Here is a 21,247-nt window from a genome sequence, read left to right on the forward strand (position 1 = left end):
TCCTACTCGCTTGTGCATGAGACTACACACGCGTATAGCCGGTCGTCCATCGCCCCCCTGGCCGGGTCAGCGCCGCGACGGCCGCCAGGCAGGCCGGGACCGCGAGGTAGGCGCCGCAGGACAGCAGGACGACGACGGTGAACACCGTCGCGACCGCCGCCGTCCACCGTCCGCGGCCGCTCAGCAGGCGGGTCGCGGCGGCGCAGCCCGCGAAGGTCACCGCCGCCAGGCACGCGGAGGTGACGCGCATGAGCGTGTCCAGATCCAGCGCGAAGGCCACGCTGATCGCCACCGACCCCGCCGTCAGGACGGCGGGCAGCGCGAGGCCGCGGCCGGCCGCCGCGCCCGCCGCCAGACGCCGCGGCAGCGCGCCCTCCCGGGCCAGCGTCACGCCGAGCCGGGCCGCGCCCGCGATGTAGGTGTTGACGGCCCCGAAGGACAACAGGACGGCCGCCGCCGCGGCGGCCGGGCCCGCGGCGGGGCCGAGGCCGTGCCCGAGCAACGCCGCGAGCGGCACGGCGGCCGTGGCCGCCCCGGCGCCCAGCACGCCCACCGTCGTCACGGCCAGGGCCAGGTACAGCACGCCCGCGACGAGGAGCGTGAGCGCCGTGGCGCGGGGAAGGTCGCGGCGCGGGTCGGCGAAGTCGCCGGACAGGTGGCTCGCCGCCTCCCAGCCCACGAAGGCGAAGAACAGCACGCCCGCCGCGTGGCCGACCCCCGCCCAGCCGTGCGGGGCGAAGGGCGTGAAGCCGGCCGCGCGGATGTGCGGCGCGGCCACCAGCACCGCGACGACCAGCAGCAGCGCCAGCAGGCAGGTGAGCACCAGTTGCAGCCGTCCCGACACCCGTAGCCCCGCGTGGTTGGCGGCGAACGCGGCCGTCAGCAGCATGACCGCGACCGCGGGCGTGCCGCCGGAGCCGAGGCCGAGCACCTCCCCGACGTACTGCGCGCCGATGAGGGCGCCGGCCAGCACGCCGACCGGGATGGAGAAGTAGAACCACCAGCCCACGACGACGGAGGCCGCCGGGCCGAACGCGCGCGCGGCGAACGCCGCCACGCCTCCGCCGCCGGGGAAGCGCGCGCCGAGCACGGCGAAGGTGAGGGCGACGGGCACGCTGAGCGCGAGCAGGCCGGCCCACGCGAGGACCGAGGCGGGGCCGGCCGCGTCGGCCGCGAGACGCGGCAGCGCCAGGACGCCGGGCCCGAGCACGGCGCCCACCAGCAGCGCGGTGCCCTGCCCGAGGCCCAGCCGGTGCCCGCCCGCACGCGGCGCGGCGGTACGGGGTGGCGCGGCCGGAGCCGGGGGAGAGCCGGCGGGGTTTTCGCGCGTCCCAGGGCGGGAGCCGGGGGAATCGCCGGAAGCCACCCGGGGAGGGCCGGTGAGGTCACACGTCGGCTGGCGGAAGGCGGCGGGACCGTCGCACGTCCCACGGGGTGCCTTCGTCGGAGGTCGCATGGCGGATCCCTTCAGACGGTCGGTGAACACCGTCGAAGCTAGCCATACGGCCGTTTAGCGAGCCTCTCAATCGAACGTCCGGCCGGAAGTGGTGGCAGAATACCGCTCGTGGACGAACTTGATTCGGAGATAGTCCGCCTGCTCCAGGCGGACGCTCGGCAGTCCAATCGTGAGCTGGCCCGTCAGCTCGGCATCGCCCCCTCGACCTGCCTCGAACGGGTGCGCTCGCTCACCCGGCGCGGGGTGATCCGCGGCTACCACGCCGACATCGAGCTCGGGGCGCTCAACCGGGGCGTCCAGGCGATGGTGTCGGTGCAGGTGCGCCCGCTGAGCCGCACGGTCATCACGGCGTTCAAGGAGTCGGTCGGCAGGCTGCCCGAGGTGCTCAGCGTCTTCGTGCTCTCCGGGGGCGACGACTTCCTGCTGCACGTCACGGCCCAAGATCTGGACCACCTGCACGCGTTCCTGCTCGACCGGCTGAGCAAGCGCAAGGAGATCGTGAGCTTTCGCACCTCGATGGTCTTCCAGCGCCTGCACAACACGGTCCTGAGCAGGCTTCCCGACCCGCCGGCGCTCGACTGAGCCCCCGGCGGGGCGCCTCACGCCCGGTGGGTGCGCACCAGCGCCACGGCGAGGGCGGTGAGCAGCATCAGGGCGGAGCAGACGGCGATGCCGATGTCGATGCCCCCGGCCGCCCCGTGGCCGCCGACGATGGCCGCGATCATCGCCACGCCCAGCGACGACCCGACGTAGCGGGCGGTGTTGTTGGCGCCCGAGCCCATGCTCACCCGGTGCTGCGGCACGCTTTCGATCGCCAGGTGGGTGAGAGCGGCGTTGACCAGGCCGCTGCCGACGCCCGACACGGCCAGGCCGAGCACGACCTTCCACCAGGACCAGCCGGTGACCAGTCCGAGCAGCACCGGCGTGCCCACGCCCGACAAGGCCAGGCCGAGCGCGAGCCTGGCCCTGGCGTGCGGGAGGAACCTGCGGGCCTGCAGGGCGGCGACGAACGACAGGCCCGACCAGATGCTGAACAGCGCGGCGCTGCCGAGCGGCGTCATGCCCCGGGTGACCTGGAGCACGGTGGGCAGGTAGCTCATCAGCCCGATCAGCGCGAAACCGGTGACGAGCGCGCCGCCGGTGGCCACCAGGAACGGCGGCCGGCGGAACAGGCCCATGTCGAGCATCGGCTCGCGGCGGCGGGTCTCGATGACGGCGAAGGCGGCCAGCAGCACGACGGCCGCGGCGAAGGCCCACAGCACGACGGGCCTGCCCCAGCCGAGCCGTCCTTCGATGACCCCGGCGATCAGCGCGGCCAGGCCGAGGCTCAGCGTGACGACACCCGGGACGTCGACCCGCCGCGGCTCGGCGGCGCGCGACTCCGGCAGCGACCGGTGGGCCACCACCGCCAGCACGGCGGCGGACAGCGCGACCGTCCAGTAGACGCCGCGCCAGCTCGCCGCCGTGGCGAGCACCCCGGACACCAGCGGGCCGAGCGCGACGCCGAGCCCGAGCATCGCCCCGTAGAGGCCGGTGGCACGGACGCGGTCGTGCCCGGCGGGGAAGGCGTGCCCGATGATGCCGAGGCTGGCGGCGAGCAGGGCCGCGCTCGCGCCTCCCTGCACCAGGCGGGCCAGGACGAACACCAGCGTGGTGGGGGCGAGCGCGGCGACGACGCCCCCGGCGGCGAGCGTGGCCGTGCCGGCGACGAAGGTCCGCCTGCGTCCGTGGTCGTCGGCGATGGCCCCGGCCACCAGCAGCAGCGCGGCAAGGCCCAGGGAGACGGCGTTGAGGATCCAGGCCGGGCCGGTGGGCCCGGCGCCGAGGGCCTGGGCGGTCTCGGGCAGCGTGACCATCGGCACGGTGTAGTTCAGCAGCGCCAGCAGGGGAGCGGCGCACGCCACGGCGAGCGTCGTACGCGGCGTCTTCCCTGACCGCGGAGGCGCGGTGACGGCAGTGAGGGACACGGCGGGGGCCTTCCCATTAGTTCAATGAATGAACCGACAGTAACACGGCTCGGTTCGTTCAATGAACTAAGATGGTGGCATGGCATTGGGCAAGAACTACGACGGGCAGAACTGCGCGCTTGCCAAGGCGCTGGAACTGCTCGGCGAGCGCTGGACCCTCCTGGTCGTGCGCGACGCGCTCTACGGCGTGCGCCGCTACGGCGACTTCCTCGCCCACCTCGACATCCCCCGCGCCGTGCTGTCGCAGCGGCTGCACACGCTGGTGGAGGCGGGAGTGCTGACCAAGCGGCGCTACCAGGACTCGCCCGCGCGCGAGGAGTACGTGATCACCGCCGCGGGGCGCGAGCTGTGGCCGCCGGTCTACATGCTGGGACGATGGGGCGAGCGGCACGCCGTCACCAACGAGCCGTGGCGGCTGTTCTTCCACCAGCCCTGTGATGCGCCGCTCGACCGGTACGCCGCGTGCACCGCGTGCGGCGCGCACACCGAGCCCGACCAGGTCGAAGTGCGTCCCGGCCCCGGCTTGCCGAACGACCGGGAAGACCCCGTCACCGTGGCGATGCGCACCCCCCACCGCATGCTCACCCCCCTTCCCTGACCCCGCCGGTTCCGCGGCCGGGCACACCCGAACGCCCGGGGACCGTGCCCGCCGTACCGCAGTACCCACGCCGTGCCCGCGAGCACGTGGAATGCCAGGACGCCCGAACCTGCGGCGCGGCGTGGGCGCGGGTCGTGCCGCGGGCGTGACCCCATCGTGGTCCCGCGTCCGGCCGTGGGCTCGCCGCCGTCGTCCCCGTTTCCCGCTCGTTAGACTGGGCCGGTCGTCGAGGGCGGAGGACGCGGATGGGGCGGTGGGTCGAGGTCGGTGACCGGGCCTGGGCGCGGCGCCATGACGAGCTCGACCTCACCCTCGGCCTGGTGGCCGGCGACCGCGCCTGCCTGGTGGTCGACACCGGCGCCGACGAGGCGCAGGGAGCGGCCTTCGCGGCGGCCGTGCGCGAGCTCACCGGCCTGCCGTGGTCGGTCGCGCTCACCCACGCCCACTTCGACCACTGCTTCGGCACGGCGGCCTTCGGACAGTGCGCGGTCTGGGCCCACCGTGGCTGCCGCGCCGACCTGGTCGCGACCGGCGAGACGCAGCGCTCGGCCTGGGTGGAGCACTACCACAAGCAAGGCGACCCCGAGGCGGCCGGACGTCTGGCCGCCGCGCGCATCGTCCTTCCCGATCACGCGGCCGGGACGGCGACCGAGCTCGACCTGGGCGGCCGGGTGGTGCGGCTGGCTGGCCCCGGCCCCGGGCACACCGGTCACGACCTGGTGGTCCACGTGCCCGACAGCGGCGTGGTGTTCGCCGGCGACCTGGTCGAGCAGGGCGCGCCCCCGGCGTTCGAGGACGCCTTCCCGCAGACCTGGCCCTCCGCGCTCGACCGGCTGCTGGAGCTCGCCCCGCGCACGGTGGTCCCCGGGCACGGCGAGCCGGTGGACGCGGCGTTCGTCGCCCGGCAGCGGGACGAGCTCGCCGAGGTCGCCCGGCTGTGCCGGGCCGTCGCCGCGGGCGAGCTGACCCGCGCCGAGGCGCTGGCCCGCTCGCCGTACCCCGAGCCCTTCACCTCCGACGCCCTCGCCCGCCCCCTCGCGCCCTGACCCGCGCTCCGGGCGCTACTCGGCTCTCGGGCGGGTCGCGAGGCTGGAGACGATGACGACCGTCGCCGGCTCGCCGGTCGGCGCGTAGTTCCCCACCCGGCCGGTGTGCGTGCCGCGGGCCGTCACCACGACCGCGACCGACCCCTTCTCGTCCTCCACCCGCTCCTGGACGGAGAACGTGGCGTCGGGGAGCGCCTGGCGGATCATGGCGGTCAGCCGCCGCACCTCCTCCGGGCCCGTGGCGCGGATGCGCACCGGGAGATTCTTCGGCGTCGCCTGCTCTGACATCAACTTTCTCCTTTCAACGCGTGCTTTCGCGTGGGCCGACTCGCCGGGCCGCTCTCTGGGCCGGCGGCTTGACGCAGCGCGTGCACGGCCGCCGCGCCGGTGAACAGGCGGCGCCAGTCGGGCACGACGATGTCGAGGCCGAGGATCGACTCGGTCCAGGTGACGCCTCGCCACGGTTCGATGACACCCGGCCGGGGAACGCGCAGGATGGGCTCGGCCGGCCAGCTCCCGTCCGGAAGCTGGTGCTCGGCGAGCCACCGGACGCCGCCCGCCACGGCGCGTTCGAGGGCATCGCGGTCGTGGTGGTCGCGGTCGTGGTGGTCGTCCCGCAGCGCGCACAGGGCCTGCACGGCGAGCGCGGTCTGGAACGCGCCGCTGCCCTCCCGGTGGCCTCCGGACCATCCGCCGTCGGCCCGCCGGCTCCGCAGCAGCCATCCGGCCGCGCGGGCCAGTGTCCTGCCGGTGCCCGGCAGCTCTCGTCCGGCGGCGCACAGCGCCTGGACCGCGCGGCATGTCGTGTACAGCCCGCCCACCCACCAGTAGGCGTCCCAGTACCCCGCGGGACGCTGGCCGCGCTGCAGGAAGGTCAGCGCCGCCTCCGCCGCCGCCTTCGCCCGGTCGCCGTCGACGCGGCTCAGCAGCAGCGCCACCATCGCGGTGACGCAGGGATGCGCCGCCGTCCACCCCGGGGCGTCGTCGGTCGGCGCGCGGAACCGGACGAGCCAGGCGTCCAGGTCGTCGACCGTGGTGAAGCCGCCATCGGGGGCCTGGGAGGCGAGCAGGTGGTCCAGCGCCGGTTCCAGCAGCGCCCGGTCGACGCCGGGGCGGTCGACCAGGAACAGCAGTGCGTTCGCGGTGGAGTCGATGTCGAAGGGCCAGTGGCCGTTGTACCCCCAGGCTCCGCCGGGCGAGCGGTTCTCGACCAGCCATCGCGCGGCCGCGTCCAGGACGGGTCCACCGACGCCGGCCCGGGCCAGGTTCCAGCCGACGTAGCCGGTCGCCCAGGACGTGCTCTGCTGGGTCAGCACCAGGAAGTCGCCCCAGTGGCCGTCCGCGTACTGCTCCCCGCTCATGTGGGCGACGGCGGCGCGGACCGCCTTCTCGCTCATGTCGGCCAGGCGGGCGGCGGTCCGGGGGCGCGGGGGGCCGGTGGTATGGCCGCGTGCCGCGGCGAGGTGACGGGCGCGCGTCTCGGCGAGGTCGGAGCGGAGCCGGAGCACCTCGCCGTGCAGGCGGGCGAGCATGGCGGCCCACGAGACCGGGGGCAGGTCGGTGACGGCGGCCATCGAACGGGCGAGGTGCTCGGTCGCGGCGTCCAGGGCGCTCTCGGCGATGCCGCCGTAGTGGAAGGCGCGGGCGGCGGCGGTCAGTCGCGCCTCGCGTTCCCCGGCTCCGGGCGCGGCCGGAAGCGCGTCGGCTCCGGGCGTGGCCGGGAGCGCTCCGGCTCCGGGCACGCCGGGGAGCGGGCCGAACGCGGGCGTGCCGAGCGCGTCCAGCACGCGGTCGACGACCTCCGAGCGGTGGCCGCTGAGGAAGTCCCGCTTCCACCGCACGCAGTCGCGGTAGAGCACCAGGCCGGCGTAGAGGTGCGTCTGTGACTCCTGGACCGGTGGCAGGATCTCCGGGTCGCCGCCGCAGGCGGCGAAGGCCGCTGCCGTCGCGTGCGGCAGGCGGCTCCAGGCAGGGAGCACCGCGGGTTCGGGGCCGTCCGCGAGCAGCCGCCAGTACGGGTCGCCCGGCGGGATGAGCGGCTCGAGCTGCCGCCGCGCGAGTTCGTGCAGCCAGGCGCGGGCGCTCCCGCCGCCGGACGTCTCGTCTTCGCCGCGCGCGCACGCGTCCCGCAGCGCGGAGGCCATGCCGTGCGCCCGGGCGGCCAGGCCGACGCGGCGCGCGGCCCCCAGCGTGACCGCCGGGAAGTGCTCCCACAGCAGAAAGGGGAAGTGGTCGAACAGCGCCTCGGCGCCGCGGCGCCCGAAGGCGCCGGGCCGGCCCTGCTCGCGCTGCCAGGCCGACCAGAGCGCGCCGAACCTCTCGTCGGCGCGCCGCGTCTCGACCATGAGCAACGTCATCCCGGGCCCCTCAGGCGATCGACCGGGTGCGGTGGTGCCGGAAGACGGCGTCCATGGAGGGAGGCACGGCCGCCGCCGGTTCCCCGGAGCAGTCGGAGATCAGCCGGTAGCCGAGATACCGGCCTACGGCGGGGGGCGCCCATCCCGAACTCCGCTCGGCGGGCGTCCACAGCTCTGGCGGCTCATCGAGGTCGTCGGTCAGCAATCCGTCGAGCCAGGCGTCGTGGCGCCGGAGCCAGGCCAGTTCCGCCGCCGACACGCCGAGATGCGCTTCGAGGCCGCGTCCGGGGAAGGCGCGCAGTGAGGCGTGGACGGCACGGCCGACGTCGTAGAGCGCCTCGCGCAGCGAGTGGACGCCCTGGCCCTCGGCCAGGATTCCCGCCTGCTCGCGCAGGATGTCCTGGTCGGTGACACGGGGCTCCCTCGCGGGGGCGAGCCAGGGATACCAGGTGCGGGCGATCGGGGCGTCGGCCGCGCGCCCGCCGCTCCAGCGCATCCGGACCCCGCCTTCGGGCGCCGGTTCGACCGCGGGCTGGCCGTCCGCTTCGGCGGGCCGTGTCCCGTCGAAGCGCATCTCGCTGATCCGCCGGTGGGCGTTCCTGATCGCCCCCGACCAGCCGTCCACCTCCAGACCGGACGCGGCGGCCTGCGCCCGCGCCAGATAGCGGAGGGCGAGCGCCCGCGTCTCCTCGGCCGCGCCCGAGCGTGCGAGCAGGTCGCCGACCTCCTCCACGCTCGGCCTGGCGCCCGACTCGACGCGGCCCTGCCAGCCGGCGGACAGGAAGGCGCGCGTCAGCGGGTAGGTGTACATGCGGCGTTCGTAGTCCGCGCGCCAGTCGTCCAGGTCGTCGGCCAGTTGGAAACCGATGTAGAACAGGTCGTGCGACGCCTCCAGGGTCTCGATGGCCTGCTGGTTCCCGTCGAGCGCGGCGAGCGCGGCCAGGCAGCTCTTGGCGACCGCCGACTTCCCCGAGTAGATCATCTCCAGGTCGTCCGGCGGGTAGGGGGTGACCAGGTCGCGATGGCGTGCCCCCTCGGCGAGCATGGCCCGGCTGAAGTGCTCGTAGTTGCGGTCGAAGCAGGCCCAGAAGCGGCTGCCGGCGGGGAACAGCTCGTGCAGCATGCCGAGCGCCTCCCGGTACAGCGCGGTGCTCAGCAGCAGCGTCCCGGAATCGTCCGGCGATGGGCGGTCGCACAACTGGTCCAGGCACAGCACGTGATCGAAAAGGAGGGATCCGCAGGTGCACAGCGCGCGCAGCCCCGCCAGCGAGACGTTCGGGAAGGCGCCGTAGAACAGCAGCGGGTAGGTGGAGAAGCCGCGCGTGTCGACGCCGGCCGCGATGCGACGTTCCGAGGGCGGGGCGCCGGCGGCGGGCAGGCCGTCCACGCTCAGCGCTCGCCGGAGCCGGCGTGTGATCGGGCGGCGCGCGTCGTGCACCAGGACGTTGTCACCCTGCCAGCCGACGTGCGTCTCCTGCTTGACGGGCGCCGCGCCCGGGTTCCCGGGCCGGCGACCGGTCACCACTGCGCCGTGACGATCTGCGTGACCACGGTGACGACGCCGCCCGCTTCCCCTTCCGCCTCCATGCGCGACTCGAGCTCCACGAGCCCGAGGCCCTCTATCGGCAGTTCTTCGAGCGGCAGCTCGTCGAACGGCAGCTTCTCGAAGGGCAGTTCGTCGAAGGGCGTGGTCGTCTCGGGGGTGTCCATCGCGTTTCCTCCGGTCTGGTGTTCCGCTGCGGCCCGGCTTCGTGTGATCGGCGCCTGGCTACACGGGGCTCGGGGCCTGCGCCGGGATGAGCCCCATCGCCCTGAGATGCCGTTCCTCCAGGTGGTGTCTGGTGGTGAAGCCTGTTTGCTGTGAGAGGTTGCGGATGACGAGCTGGGGCCGGCTGACGAGCTGCCGTGCAATGTCGCGGATCTCCAGGACGTCGCCGGCCCGTACGAGCGGGTTCGGCGTCCGTGGCACGCTCGCTTCCAGGAAGACGTAACCGCGCTGCCGCACGAGTTTCAGGTCGACGAACAACAGGTCGTGCGCGCCGGGCCTGGCGTCGGGCGGGCCGCCGGCGCCGCGCAACGACTCGCTGAGCGCCCGCACGTCCCAGTCGAACCGGCGGAAGACCGTGGGCTGCGGGATGAGCCCGCGCTGGAGGGCGTAACGCACCTCGAAGTACTCGACGAGGTCGGGGAGATACGGGGCCCGGTCGATCAGCTCGGGCAGCAGTTCGGCCCTGACGTAGGCGCACAGGTCGAGCACGAAACGGTACAGGAAATAGTCCTGCGCGCGTTGCTCGCCGGAAAGGGTGCGGCGCTGCCACGCGGTCCATCCGGTCAGGACGCGGCGCGGGTCGGCGCCGGCGTGCCGTAAGGCGATGAACAGCAGGGGGCAGGTGTAGGTGGCGGCGGAGATCGCCTTGGCCAGCTCTCGGTCGAGGTGGGGGGTGGGGATGAAGTAGAAGTTGGAGAAGATGGCCGGATGGCGGCGGACGAGCGTGATCTCGGCCTCATTCAGCAGGAAGAGTGAGATGTCCGAGCTGTGCCCGTCGAACCGCAGGTCGTCCTGGTGCTGGGCGTGCAACGGGCTGCCGGTGAGCGGGGCCAGCAGGTGCATCTGCGCCGAGGTCTTGTGCGACAGCTCCAGAACGTCCAGCGCGAGCTCGAAGGAGTCCAGCGCGTCGGTCACCGTCTCGTCGGGGAACCCTGTGATGAACGACGCGGTGGGGGAGATGCCGTTGTCGACGCAGGACGAGATGACGGGAAGGACATGGGAGACGTCCAGGCGCTTCTTGATGGAGGGCTGCAACGGCTGGGCGCCGGTCTCGACGCCGAAGAAGACCCCCATGCACCCCGCGTCCGCCATCTCCGACAGCAACGCGTCGTCCACCCTGTCGGTGCGCGCGCTGCACCCCCAGGAGTACCCCTCGCCGCCCTCGCGGAGCACCTCACAGAACCGCCGCACCCAGCGGCGGTCGACGGTGAGCATGTCGTGCACGAGATCGAACCGGGAGAACCCGTGGGCCTGGTGCAGGAACCGCATCTCCGTGACCAGCCGCTCGGGCGACTTGATGCGGTGCCGCCGGTTGAAATAGACGTTGGTGGAACAGAACGTGCAACCGTAGGGACAGCCCCGCCCCGCCTCGACCGGCGCCAGACCCACTCTGATCTGGTCGAAAGGGTAGAGGTCGTACGCGGGGTAGGGCAGGTCGTCCAGGTCTTGGAGCAGCGGCGCGCCGGGGTTGCGCACGACCGTGCCGTCGGGCCGCCGCCACGTCACCCCGGGGACGCGGCCCAGGTCGCCGTCGCCGGACAGTTCGCCGAGCATGGCGCTGAGGGAGACGTCGGCTTCGTTGCGCACGACGGCGTCGATCGAGGTGAACTCCGTCAGCGTGGCCACGTCCACGACGCTCGCCTGGGGGCCGCCGAGGACGATCTTCGCTTCCGGCAGGAGATCATGGCATTCTCCGGCCAATGCCAGCGTCTGCGGATAGGAATTGCACATCGTGGTGAATCCGACGACGTCCGGGTTCAAGCCTGCGATGAAGCCGGCGACGTCCCGGTGGAAACCGGGGCCGTCGGTCGCCGTGCCGTCGAAAAGCGCGAGCGTCTGGTCCACGACGATGGGCTCGTGCCCGGCCGCGCGCACGTGCGCCGCCAAAGTGAGCAGATTGAGGGGAACATAGGGTGAGGGCACCTTGCCGTGGTGCCAGTCGGCATTGAAACAGGTCACAAGCGCGATGCGCATGCGCACCCCCGCTGAGAGTGCAGATTCCCAGAGTCTAGAGACGTCTTTTGTTTCCGTCCAGGGTCTTTTCGGCGTCGATCATGCCAATCCGTTCTAGGTGGATTGAGATGATTTGTGGAAATGCACGGTGAAATGATATTCAGGACGGCCATGGGAAGGCGCACAATGATCCGCCGGTTCGCGGGTCAGGCGTGGATGATCGCGCGTTCGTTCGCGGCCGCGCGCCGTGGACGCGGCGTCGCCCGAACGGCTCGGCTGGCCCTGCACGAGGTGCTGTTCGACCTGCGGCACGGGACGGACACCTCGATGGAGCCGCCCGGCCGCGCCACCGCGCACGAGGGCACCAATCAGCTGCTCTTCGCGGAGATCCTGCGGCAGGCCGGGTTCGCCGCGGACGGCCGCGCCCTGGTGGATTTCGGCGCGGGAAAGGGCCGGGCGCTCATGCTCGCCGCCGAACACGGCTTCGGCACGGCGATCGGGGTCGAATCATCACCCGAACTGTGCGCGATCGCCACCGCGAACATCGCGAGATACGGCCGCCGCCGTCCGGGCGCGTTGTCGGTCACGTGCGCCGACGCCGCGTCCTTCGAGGTGCCCCCGGAGGTCACCGTGGCGTACTTGTTCAACCCGTTCGGCGCCGACACCATGAGCGCGGTCGTCGACCGCATACGCGAATCGCTCGACCGCGCCCCCCGGGAATTCCACGTCGTCTACCTGAACCCCCGCCACGCCGGCCCGTTCCTCGGCGCCGGATTCATCGTGGACCATCGGCGGCCGGACGCGCTGCTGCTGCGCCGGCCCCGTTGACCCGCCGCCCCGCTCGCGACCGGTACCAGCGACCGAGGAAGTCGTACAGGACCAGCTCCTGGGCTCGGGCGGCTGAGGGCAGCATCCGGTTGGCGTGCATGTGGAGGAAGCCGCCGGCGAGCGCGGTGAGTGGGCGGGTGAGGCGGCCGGCCTCCGCGCACGCCGCCAGGTCGCCGGCCACGGAGGCCAGCGCGCGAGACCGTGCCGCGTAGGGCGGCGGGCCGGCGGGCGGCTCCGGCCCGAGCAGCGTCTCAAGGGCCGCGCGCTCGCGGCGGTAGCGCGCTCCGAGGCGGTGCGTGAACGCGGCGTCCACCCGGAACTCCCTGCCGAATCGGTCGCGCAGCGCCCCGGCGACGGCGAGCCGGTCGGTGAGGTCCAGGCCGAGGTCGCCGAGCAACCGGTCGAGACCGGCCAGTGTCAGCCGCCAGCGCGCGTCCGCGTCGCCCGGGACCGTCCCGACCGCGTCGAGCGCGGCGTCGCTGTCCGCGTGGAACAGCCGCTCGGCCAGGACGATCCCCTCGGGGCCGCCGTACCGCTCGACCTCGCGTTCGTAGGTGTCCAGCTGGGTGCGCCACAGAATGCCTTCGGCGTGGAGGGCCGCGCAGCCGCCGAGCAACGCGGGCAGCACCTCGCCCGTCAGGCGGGCGGGGTCGCCGTGCAGGCGCAGGCGGAGGTGCGGGTCCGGATCGGCGTACCTGACGAAGAACCAGCGGTCGGCCGCGCCGCCGGACACCGCGTCGCGCACGACCGGGCGCACGACGCGCCGGAGCACCGCGTCCGCGCTCGCGGGCCCGGTGTACAGCTTGGCGTAGAGCCATTCGGACCCGGGAGGGAAGCTTCGCCTGACCGGCCCCACCCCGCCGAGCGGGACGCCGCGACGGGCCGGCCTCGCCGCCGGGCTCGGCTGCGAGGGCGTCGCCGGGTCTCGTACGCGCAGGAATGGCACGACGAGCTCATGCGCGAACCGGCCCTCGGGCCCGGTCACCGGCACCTCGTCCGAGCCGAAGAACACCTCCTCGATCCGGACCGAGGAGCGACCGCGCAGCAGGCCGGCGGCCATCTCGGTGAACAGCGCGTTGTCCAGGTCGACCGGCAGGCGCCGGTCCCCGTCGGCGACGGCGACCCAGCGCGGCAGGCGCAGGCGCGCGCGCAGCCGCTGTACGGCGGCGAACCGCGCCGCCGCGGTCGGCCCGTCCAGCTCCGCCAGTTGCCCGCCGGACAGGTTCCAGCGCGCCCGTGACAGCACCAGCCGGCCGGCGGTGACCCGCGGCAGGTACGGCGCGTCCTCCAGCGCCCCGAAGGAGAAGGACAGCCCGCTCGTCACGCCCTGCCCTCGCAGGGCACACAAGAAGCGGTACACGCCGAGGTTGCCGGCCCCGCCGGTGCGGTGTGCCGTCGCCAGCCGGGGGAGGACCTCGCGGCCGAGCGAGCGGGAGCGCAGCACCACCCGCTCGCCGGTGACGGCGACCACGAGGTCGGTGAGCGCGATCCGGCGCCCGGCCTCGGCGGAACGCCCGAGATAGACGATCTCGTGGTCCCTGAGATGGGGCCGGACCAGGACGTTGCCCACCGTGCCCGGCGGGCGATGCGCGACCTCCGCGAAGACGGCGTCGGGGCGCAGGGCCTCCTCGGCCCGCAGATGCGCCCGGACGTGGCGGCTCAGCTCCTCGTCCCGGCGGCAGAAGCGGGCCATCAGGTTCGTTCCGGACGGACCGCCGGGGCCGGACAGCACGATCCGGTAGTGGCCCGTGGCCACGGCCTCCTCGCCGGTCGCGAGGATCGTGGCCATCACGCCGAAGGAGTCGGGCATGACGGCCGCCTCCTCGCCGGCCTCCCGCAAGGCGCGCAGCTCCTCACCACCCAAGGCGATCTCGGTCGCTCCGGTGCGTCCCGCTTCGGACAGCCAGCGCAGCAGCAGCGCGTCCCGGCGGCCGAACCGCGCCGCGCCGACGTCCGGCGGGGGCCTGAACGCCAGGCCGTCCAGCAGCGGGGCCGGCGCCGCGCCGGGCGCTTCCGCGGCGGGGAATCCGATGCCGATCTCCTCGTCCAGGGCCTCGCAGAGCGGCACCTCTCGCCCGCCGTACCGGCGGTCGAACGCCTCGCGGAACCGGTCCAGGGGGTCGGTGCGCCGGCCCACGCCGCTGACGCGATGCAGGACGCGCACGCCGCGCTCGATCTCGGCGACCACCTCGCGCCCCAGCGCCACGGCGGCCGGCTTGGTCAGGTCCACGTGGAAGGCGACGGGGGTCACGGGCCCGATCGGCAGCGCGTCGAGCGCCTCGGAGACCTCGCGGTAGCGTTCCGGCGCGGCGCCGGGCGGCGACCGGTCGAGGTCGGCGAGCATCGCACGCGCCCTGCCCAGGACGGCGCGGGCCCGCGCCGCGCGCGGTCCGGCCGCGCCGGCCAGCCCGCCGAGGACCTCGTCGATCGGCTCCGGCCCGCAGACCGCCGGGGTCAGCTCGCAGACCAGCAGTTGGGCGCCGATCAGGTCGTCCACGAAGTCCAGCGCCTCATCGGGACCGGCCTCGGGGACGGCGGCGCGGACGGCGCCGGCCACCTCGCCGGGCAGCGCGCCCGCCGCCGCACGCGCGAGCGCGGCGTCCAGGTGGGCGGAGGGCTCGACGGCCACCAGATGGTAGGACGTCCCGGCGCCGGCCGGCCGCGCCTCGGTGTACCTCAGCCGCCCGGCCACCCGGTAGAGGCTGGAATTGGGCGTGTACCTGAGGTGCCGCCGCACGGCCGGATCACGGTGCAGGGCCTCCGCCACGGCGTCGAGGTAGCGGACGTCCAGGCTGGTGTGGCGCCGGTAGGTCTCCCCTCCCGGGAGGCGCAGCCGGGTCTCGTCGCCGACGACCCCGACCGAGCAGCCGGCGAAGAGCCCGAACGGGGTGGCGCGTCCCGCCATGCGGGCGACGTAGCGCAGGAGGCTGTGCCCGGCGCGGGGCGCGCCGTCCGGGGCGCCGGCCCAGTCGTCCAGCCGCCGCTCCAGCGACGGGGACGCGACCATGAGCGCTTCGCGCACGTCGGGTCGCAGGCACAGCGCGCGCAGCCTGTCGAGTACGCGGGCGCGGTCGCGGTCCAGCAGTGCCTCCTCATGCGAGTGGGCCGCCCCTTCGAGGCCCTCGCCGAGCGCGAGCAGCGCGTCGAGCGGGAGGCAGGGCGTGCGGAGCACGAAGAAGCCCGACGCCTGCCAGGTGGGTTCCCCGCGCCCGCTCCTCACTCCCCGCGCCGCCGTCTCGCCCGCGCCCACCCCCGCCGCAGCAGGAACCGCCACAGCGGCGGCGTCGCGATGCCCTGCGGGAACGGCCGTCGCCAGAAGAAGTTGACGTTCAGCGCCCAGGCCGACACCACCGTGACCTGGTGGTACCAGCCGACCGGGATGTGCAGCGACTCGCCCGGCGAAAGCGTGCACTGCCAGCCCGACGCTTGGCGCGCGAGCGGGAAGCGGCCGAAGTCCGGGTCGTTGGGGTCGAACCGGCAATGTGTGAGGCGTGGAATGCGATATACCCGTCGCGACTGCGAGGGCGGGAAGAGGATGAAGTGCTTTCGGCCGATCACCTGCACGTTGCAGTTGGGCGTCACGTCGCAGTGGAGCCCGGAGGAGGTGCCGAGGACGCCCAGCCACAGGTTGGTGTCCACCGGGGGAGAGCGGTACCAGCCGGGGGCCGGCGCGTCCGCGAGGAGCGTCCGCGACAACTGGCCCAGCTTCGCGTCCAGGTAGTAGGAGACGTCGAACCCGCTGCCGGCGACGGCGCGGGTGATGTCCCGGACGCCGGAGTGACCGGCGATGCCTTCCAGCTCCCGCGCCGTCTCGACCACCCAGTCCAGGTAGTCGCCGAACGGCACGCGACCGCCCTCGGCGAGGTTCTGGAAGATGTTGCGGGGTGGCCCGTTCGTCTCGCGCACGGCCACCTCGCGGTGGCCGGCCACGGATCTCAGGTATCCCTCGTGCCAGCGGGTGAAGGCGGGCCAGCCGGGTGTGTTGTCCAGGACCACCAGGGGACGGCCGGCCAGCGGCGCCCGCCGGAAGTCTCCCCGGGAGACGCGCGGGATCGGCCTCAGGCGCATCCGCGGCCGGTTCCGGCGCTCACCCGCCCTGCTCGCCCCCGCCGTCGCCCCGCCCCATGTCGGCGGTCTCTTCGCAGGTCCACAGGCTCCACCCCTGCGTGGTGAGTATCGGGTCGTTGAGATCGCGCACGGTCTCCCGCTTGAGCGCCAGTCTCTTCTTGGGGGTGGTCGTCTCAGATGCTGCGTCCATGACGCGAACTCCTCCGGTCTCGGCCGACGACGCCTATTTCCTCAGGGTGATCTCGCGGACCAGCTTCATGCCGAGCAGCTCGCGGAACTGCGCGCAGTCCTGCTTGGCGTTCTCTGTGATGACCCGGCCGGCCAGGTCGTTCATCTTTGCCTGGTATCCGTCGAGGGCGGCCATGTTCGGCACCTCGACCATGAGCATCACATCCCAGTCGTCGCGATTGACATGCGGAGCGACCAGCACGCGGTAGTCGAGGATCAGCCCCTCGCGCTTGGCCTCGTCCATCAACGGTGTCCAACCGGCGCCCAGGTTGCGCAGGTATTCCGCGGTCATGCCCGGCTTGGTCTGGGCGAACTGGATGGACCAGACCGAGCCCTCGGTGAACGGCAGCTCCCGGCGGGCGTTCGCCGCGGAGGCGGCCGGCGGTGACTCGTCGTTCTCGATCACGGTGCCCTCCCTGGTGCTCGCGACTCATCGCGTCATGCCTCGGTGGGCGGGCCCCCGCGAATCCCTGGCCCCCTGTGCTCTAGGCACTCAGCATAGACACGTTCCGTCCCCGTGCGAATACCCCGTGCGAATACCCGCGGCGGGACGATGAGGGCGCGCCCGTCAGGCGGCGGGGGTGCCGCCGCCGGGGCGGGGGAAGCGGATCACGTTGCGGCCGGTGTAGGCCTGCAGGTGGACGACCTTGCTCTCGTTCGCGGGCTTTCGACGGTGCGCCGAACCGATGTCGCGCACCTTGTGCCGCGGAACGTACGCGGGCACCACGGCCAGCCTTCTCATCTAGCCCCCCGGCGTGATGATCTCGTTACATGAGATGTCTACAGAGGTCGGCGTAAGACTATTGTAAAGATCTCTAGTATGGCAGCGGACGCCCGGAAGGCGAGCGCAGATCGAGAGGGATCATCGTCTCGGGACGGTGTCCGGGGCGGGGCCGGGCGATCCTGACGCGTCTCATCGCGTTCTCCCTCCAATGGAGGCCGAGTCTCTGGGAGAACCATCCCTCCGCTCGCTTGCGATCCTGTTGCCGCCCGCTTGCACCCGCCCGGCGAGGCGCCCGGGTGGATGTAGGTGACCAGGTTGACCCCGGCCGCGCGCATGAGGGCGACGTCCTGGGCCAGACCTCCTCGGGCCACTGCTCGGGGTTGTGGTCGCCGCCGTGGCGGAGCCCGGGCACGCCCCTCGGACGGTCGGTGGCCTCTCCTCGGGTTACGGTCGCGGGCCGCCGTGAATTCGTACGGTGCTCAAACTAAGGACAGGTTCGCCGCGCTGTCAACGGGACGTCCACCGGCGCGCATGGCGTTGACGTTTGTTCGTATAGTCGGCAAACTAATTCGCGTCGTCTTCACCCGGACCGCCAGGAGCGCCGCAATGCCGTACCGTCCCCCCCTGGTCGCGCACGAGTACTTCAGCGCCGATCCGCCGGAGCTGCCGGTACGCGCCCAGGGGGAGCAGGGGCTCTCCGCGCTCGTCCGGGCCGAGGTGATGGCCTCCGGCGGCGACGGGGTGACCTTCAAGGCCTCCACCTCCGCCGAGGAGGTGCTGGTCGTCCAGGTCGGGGTGGCCGGCGAGGGCGTGATCCGCGTGCGGCTCGGGGAGGACGTCGCGGCGCGCACCCGGTCGGCGCGCGCGATCGAGATGGTCCGCCCGGGCCGGTTCGGCGGGGCGCGGGTGGAGGCGGGCGAGGGCCGGGTCGTCGTCGACGCGGGCGCGGTGCGCGCCGAGATCACCCTGGACCCCTGGCACCTGCGCTTCACCGACGGCGACGGGCGGCTGCTGACCGAGCAGGACCGCGGCCATGTGGACATCAGCGGCCGGCTGCGCACGCTGCCGTTCGGGCGGTCCCTGGTCGAGGGCGCGGCGGTGGCCTACCAGGAGAGCCTGGTCGCCCAGCCGGACGAGCACTTCGGCGGATTCGGGGAGAAGTTCACCCCGCTCGACAAGCGGGGCCAGCGCCCGCTGATGTGGAACTTCGACGCCTTCGGCGCGGAGTCCGACCGTTCCTACAAGAACGTTCCATTCTTCGTCTCCAGCCGCGGCTACGGCCTGCTGGTGGACAGCGGCATGCCGGTGGAGTTCGACCTCTGCCGCGCGACGCACAGCTGTGTCGAGATCGTCGTCCCGGACGACCTGATCGACTACTACCTGATCGCCGGCCCGTCGATCCCGGAGGTCCTGGCCCGGTACGACACGCTGACCTGCGCGCCGGCCCTGCCGCCCAAGTGGGCCTTCGGCAGCTGGATCTCCTCGGGCTTCTTCAAGGACAGCCAGGAGCGGGTGCTGGCGCGGGCCAGGAAGATCCGCGAGCGCGGCATCCCCTGCGACGTGCTCCACCTGGACTGCTACTGGCAGACCCTCGGCCACTGGTCGGACCTGCGGTGGGACGCCGAGAGCTTCCCCGACCCCGAGGGCATGCTCGCCACGCTGCGCGAGCAGGGCTTCGAGACCTGCCTGTGGATGAACCCCTACGTCTCCCACCTCAGCCCGGACTTTCCCGACGCCGCCGCCAAGGGGTACTTCCTGAAGGACCAGGACGGTGAGACCTACGTCGCGGACTCCTGGCACGGCTCGTACCCGGCCTGCGGCATCATCGACCTCACCAACCCCGAGGCCGTCGAGTGGTTCACCGGCCTGCTGCGCGGGCTGCTGCGGCAGGGCGTGGCGCTGTTCAAGACCGACTTCGCCGAGGGCGTCCCGAGCGACGCGGTGGCGCACAACGGCATGAGCGGCACCGAGCTGCACAACGTCTACTCGCTGATGTTCAACGACGTCGTCTCCGGCGTCACCCGCGAGGTGAACGGCCACGGCATGGTGTGGGCGCGCTCGTCCTTCCTGGGCGGCCAGCGGCACTCGGCGCAGTGGGGCGGGGACACCTACACCTCCTATCCCGCCATGGGCAGCACCATCCGCGGCGGCCTGTCGCACGGCCTGTCGGGCATCCCGTTCTGGAGCCACGACGCCGGCGGCTTCACCGGAACCCCCTCCGACGACCTGTACGTGCGGTGGGCCCAGTTCGGCGCGCTGTCGCCGCTGGTCCGCTTCCACGGCACCACCAGCCGCGAGCCGTGGGAGTTCCCCGCGGTGGAGCACCTGGCGGTCGAGGCGATCAGGCTGCGCTACCGGCTCATGCCCTACATCTACTCGGCCGCGGTCGAGGCGGCCCGCACCGGCGCGCCGATGATGCGCGCGCTGTGCGTCGACCACCCCGGCGACCCGGTGGCCTGGCAGGCCGACCTTGAGTACCTGCTCGGCCGCGACCTGCTGGTCGCCCCGATGACCTCCGCCGACGGCACCCGGCAGGTGTACCTGCCCCAGGGTGAGTGGGTGGACTACTGGACCCACGAGGTCCACCGCGGCGGGCGCTACATCACCGTCACCAAGCCCCTGGAGCAGATCCCGCTGTTCGTCCGGCACGGCGCCCTCATCCCGGTGACCGAGGTCCGCGACACGGTCGGCGACGGCCCGTTCACCGATGTCGCCGTCGTCGCCTACGGCGGCGGGGGCAGCACCATCATCAGGGACGTCGACGGCGACACCACGATCACCACCGTCCGGGACGGCGATGTGCTGCGCGTCGGCGTCACCGGTCCCCTGCCGATCACCACCGTCGAGATCGCCCCCGTCGCCGGCGCCCCGGCCACGGTCGTCGTCGGCTAGCACAACTGGAGAAACACCATGTCCAAGACAGGGATCGTCGCCGCGCTGGTCGCGGCGGCGCTGACACTCGCCGCCTGCGGCTCATCGGGTTCCTCGGGCACGAGTGGCACGAGCGGCGGGGGCGGCTCGAACGAGGCCAAGACCCTGACGCTGTGGCACTACGAGGGAGCCACCAGCGCCATGGGCGTCGCCTGGGCCGAGGCCGTCAAGCGGTTCGAGGCGAGCCACCCGAACGTGAAGGTGAAGGTGGAGGAGAAGGGCTTCGAGCAGATCCAGAAGACCGCGAGCATGGTCCTCGGGTCCGACCAGGCGCCCGACATCATGGAGTACAACAAGGGCAACGCGACCGCGGGCCTGCTGTCCAAGCAGGGGCTGCTCACCGACCTCGGCGAGCAGGTCGCCAAGCGCGGGTGGGACAAGCTGCTCAGCCCGAGCCTGCAGACCACGGCGCGCTACGACGACCGCGGCATCATGGGGACGGGCAAGTGGTTCGGCATCCCGAACTACGCCGAGTACGTGATGGTCTATTACAACAAGGACGCCTTCGACAAGCAGGGCGTGAAGGTGCCCACGACGTTCGAGGAGTTCACCGCCGCGCTGGACAAGTTCGCCAAGGCCGGCGTCACGCCCATCTCGCTCGGCGGCGCCGAGTACCCCGCCCAGCAGATCGTGTACCAGCTCGCGCTGAGCAAGGCGCAGCGTCCCTGGGTGGACGCCTTCCAGCTCTACAAGGGCAAGGTCGACTTCCACGGCCCCGAATGGACCTACGCGGCCACGACCTTCGCCGACTGGGTGAAGAAGGGCTACATCGCCAAGGACTCGGCGGGGCTGAAGGCCGAGGACATGGGCACGGCCTTCATGTCCGGCAAGTTCCCGATCATGATCTCGGGCAGCTGGTGGTACGGCCGGGTGGCCACCGAGGCCAAGGGGTTCCAGTGGGGCAGCTTCCTGTGGCCGGGCAACCAGATGAGCGCCGGCTCCAGCGGCAACCTGTGGGTCGTGCCGGAGAAGTCCAAGAACAAGGACCTGGCCTACGACTTCATCGACATCACCATGAACAAGGACATCCAGAACAAGCTCGGCAACGCGGGCGGCGTGCCGGTGGCGGCCGACCCCTCGGCGATCACCGATGAGAAGAACAAGGAACTGATCGAGAACTTCAACAAGCTGTCCACCCAGGACGGGCTGGCCTTCTACCCCGACTGGCCGGCGCCCGGCTACTACGACGTCCTGGTCGCCGGCGTCCAGGAGCTGATCAACGGCGGCAAGACGCCGGCGCAGGTGCTGGACGAGCTGGCGCAGCCCTACAACGACAATCTCGCCGACATCGGCGGCTGACCCGCACGCCCTAACAAGTCGTGA

General features: G+C 72.7%; 18 protein-coding genes. 6 read left to right on the forward strand and 12 right to left on the reverse strand.

Going from position 1 to position 21,247, the window contains the following annotated elements:
• Positions 1-22 precede the first annotated feature (22 nt).
• Positions 23-1,366, reverse strand: a complete 1,344-nt coding sequence (locus tag ABZT47_RS30900; protein WP_354849840.1) for an amino acid permease — start codon at positions 1,364-1,366, stop codon at positions 23-25.
• 198 nt (positions 1,367-1,564) lie between these two features.
• Between ABZT47_RS30900 and ABZT47_RS30905 the strand changes: the two genes are divergently transcribed.
• On the forward strand, positions 1,565-2,038 hold the full coding sequence (locus ABZT47_RS30905) for an Lrp/AsnC family transcriptional regulator (protein ID WP_354849843.1): 474 nt from the start codon (positions 1,565-1,567) through the stop codon (positions 2,036-2,038).
• 17 nt (positions 2,039-2,055) lie between these two features.
• On the opposite strand, the gene ABZT47_RS30910 is transcribed toward ABZT47_RS30905, so the two are convergent.
• Positions 2,056-3,423, reverse strand: a complete 1,368-nt coding sequence (locus ABZT47_RS30910; RefSeq protein ID WP_354849845.1) for an MFS transporter — start codon at positions 3,421-3,423, stop codon at positions 2,056-2,058.
• 79 nt (positions 3,424-3,502) lie between these two features.
• On the opposite strand from ABZT47_RS30910, the gene ABZT47_RS30915 reads away from it, so the two are divergent.
• Both ABZT47_RS30915 and ABZT47_RS30920 read left to right on the forward strand, forming a co-directional pair.
• Positions 3,503-4,021, forward strand: a complete 519-nt coding sequence (locus tag ABZT47_RS30915; protein ID WP_354849848.1) for a helix-turn-helix domain-containing protein — start codon at positions 3,503-3,505, stop codon at positions 4,019-4,021.
• A gap of 245 nt (positions 4,022-4,266) precedes the next feature.
• Complete coding sequence (locus tag ABZT47_RS30920) at positions 4,267-5,067, forward strand: MBL fold metallo-hydrolase (RefSeq protein WP_354849850.1); 801 nt, start codon at positions 4,267-4,269, stop codon at positions 5,065-5,067.
• 15 nt (positions 5,068-5,082) lie between these two features.
• Here ABZT47_RS30920 and ABZT47_RS30925 read toward each other — a convergent pair whose 3' ends face one another.
• From ABZT47_RS30925 to ABZT47_RS30945, 5 genes are read right to left on the reverse strand one after another with little or no spacing between them, the layout of a single operon-like run.
• On the reverse strand, positions 5,083-5,355 hold the full coding sequence (locus ABZT47_RS30925; RefSeq protein WP_354849853.1) for an ester cyclase: 273 nt from the start codon (positions 5,353-5,355) through the stop codon (positions 5,083-5,085).
• Positions 5,355-7,424: a prenyltransferase/squalene oxidase repeat-containing protein gene (locus ABZT47_RS30930; protein ID WP_354849856.1), complete on the reverse strand. Its 2,070-nt coding sequence runs from the start codon at positions 7,422-7,424 to the stop codon at positions 5,355-5,357. The genes ABZT47_RS30925 and ABZT47_RS30930 overlap by 1 nt, the downstream gene beginning before the upstream one ends.
• Positions 7,425-7,434: 10 nt before the next feature.
• Positions 7,435-8,946, reverse strand: a complete 1,512-nt coding sequence (locus tag ABZT47_RS30935; RefSeq protein ID WP_354849859.1) for a hypothetical protein — start codon at positions 8,944-8,946, stop codon at positions 7,435-7,437.
• Positions 8,943-9,134, reverse strand: a complete 192-nt coding sequence (locus ABZT47_RS30940) for a hypothetical protein (RefSeq protein ID WP_354849862.1) — start codon at positions 9,132-9,134, stop codon at positions 8,943-8,945. The genes ABZT47_RS30935 and ABZT47_RS30940 overlap by 4 nt, the downstream gene beginning before the upstream one ends.
• A 58-nt stretch (positions 9,135-9,192) precedes the next feature.
• Positions 9,193-11,166 carry a radical SAM protein gene (locus ABZT47_RS30945; protein WP_354849865.1) on the reverse strand — a complete coding sequence of 658 codons (1,974 nt, stop codon included), beginning with the start codon at positions 11,164-11,166 and terminating at the stop codon, positions 9,193-9,195.
• A 150-nt stretch (positions 11,167-11,316) separates the two neighbouring features.
• On the opposite strand from ABZT47_RS30945, the gene ABZT47_RS30950 reads away from it, so the two are divergent.
• Positions 11,317-11,973 carry a class I SAM-dependent methyltransferase gene (locus ABZT47_RS30950; RefSeq protein WP_354849867.1) on the forward strand — a complete coding sequence of 219 codons (657 nt, stop codon included), beginning with the start codon at positions 11,317-11,319 and terminating at the stop codon, positions 11,971-11,973.
• On the opposite strand, the gene ABZT47_RS30955 is transcribed toward ABZT47_RS30950, so the two are convergent.
• From ABZT47_RS30955 to ABZT47_RS30975, 5 genes are all read right to left on the reverse strand, one after another.
• On the reverse strand, positions 11,921-15,247 hold the full coding sequence (locus ABZT47_RS30955) for a lantibiotic dehydratase (RefSeq protein ID WP_354849870.1): 3,327 nt from the start codon (positions 15,245-15,247) through the stop codon (positions 11,921-11,923). The two genes, ABZT47_RS30950 and ABZT47_RS30955, sit on opposite strands and share 53 nt — an antisense overlap.
• Complete coding sequence (locus ABZT47_RS30960) at positions 15,190-16,041, reverse strand: cupin-like domain-containing protein (RefSeq protein WP_354849873.1); 852 nt, start codon at positions 16,039-16,041, stop codon at positions 15,190-15,192. Before ABZT47_RS30960 ends, ABZT47_RS30955 begins: the two co-directional genes overlap by 58 nt.
• 19 nt (positions 16,042-16,060) lie before the next feature.
• Entirely contained in the window at positions 16,061-16,231 is a 171-nt protein-coding gene (locus tag ABZT47_RS30965; protein WP_354849876.1) for a hypothetical protein, read from the reverse strand.
• A 33-nt stretch (positions 16,232-16,264) separates the two neighbouring features.
• A complete protein-coding gene (locus ABZT47_RS30970; RefSeq protein WP_354849878.1) occupies positions 16,265-16,675 on the reverse strand; it encodes a hypothetical protein in 411 nt (136 codons plus the stop codon).
• Between the two features lie 162 nt (positions 16,676-16,837).
• The gene (locus ABZT47_RS30975) at positions 16,838-17,011 is read right to left on the reverse strand and encodes a hypothetical protein (protein ID WP_354849880.1); all 174 of its coding nucleotides are present in this window, start codon (positions 17,009-17,011) and stop codon (positions 16,838-16,840) included.
• Between the two features lie 588 nt (positions 17,012-17,599).
• Here ABZT47_RS30975 and ABZT47_RS30980 point away from each other — a divergent pair.
• Complete coding sequence (locus ABZT47_RS30980) at positions 17,600-19,885, forward strand: TIM-barrel domain-containing protein (protein WP_354849883.1); 2,286 nt, start codon at positions 17,600-17,602, stop codon at positions 19,883-19,885.
• 18 nt (positions 19,886-19,903) lie between these two features.
• Positions 19,904-21,223: an extracellular solute-binding protein gene (locus tag ABZT47_RS30985; protein ID WP_354849886.1), complete on the forward strand. Its 1,320-nt coding sequence runs from the start codon at positions 19,904-19,906 to the stop codon at positions 21,221-21,223.
• Positions 21,224-21,247 lie beyond the last annotated feature (24 nt).

The organism is Sphaerisporangium sp. NPDC005289 (assembly GCF_040607455.1).
Classification (GTDB): Bacteria; Actinomycetota; Actinomycetes; order Streptosporangiales; family Streptosporangiaceae; genus Sphaerisporangium; species Sphaerisporangium rhizosphaerae.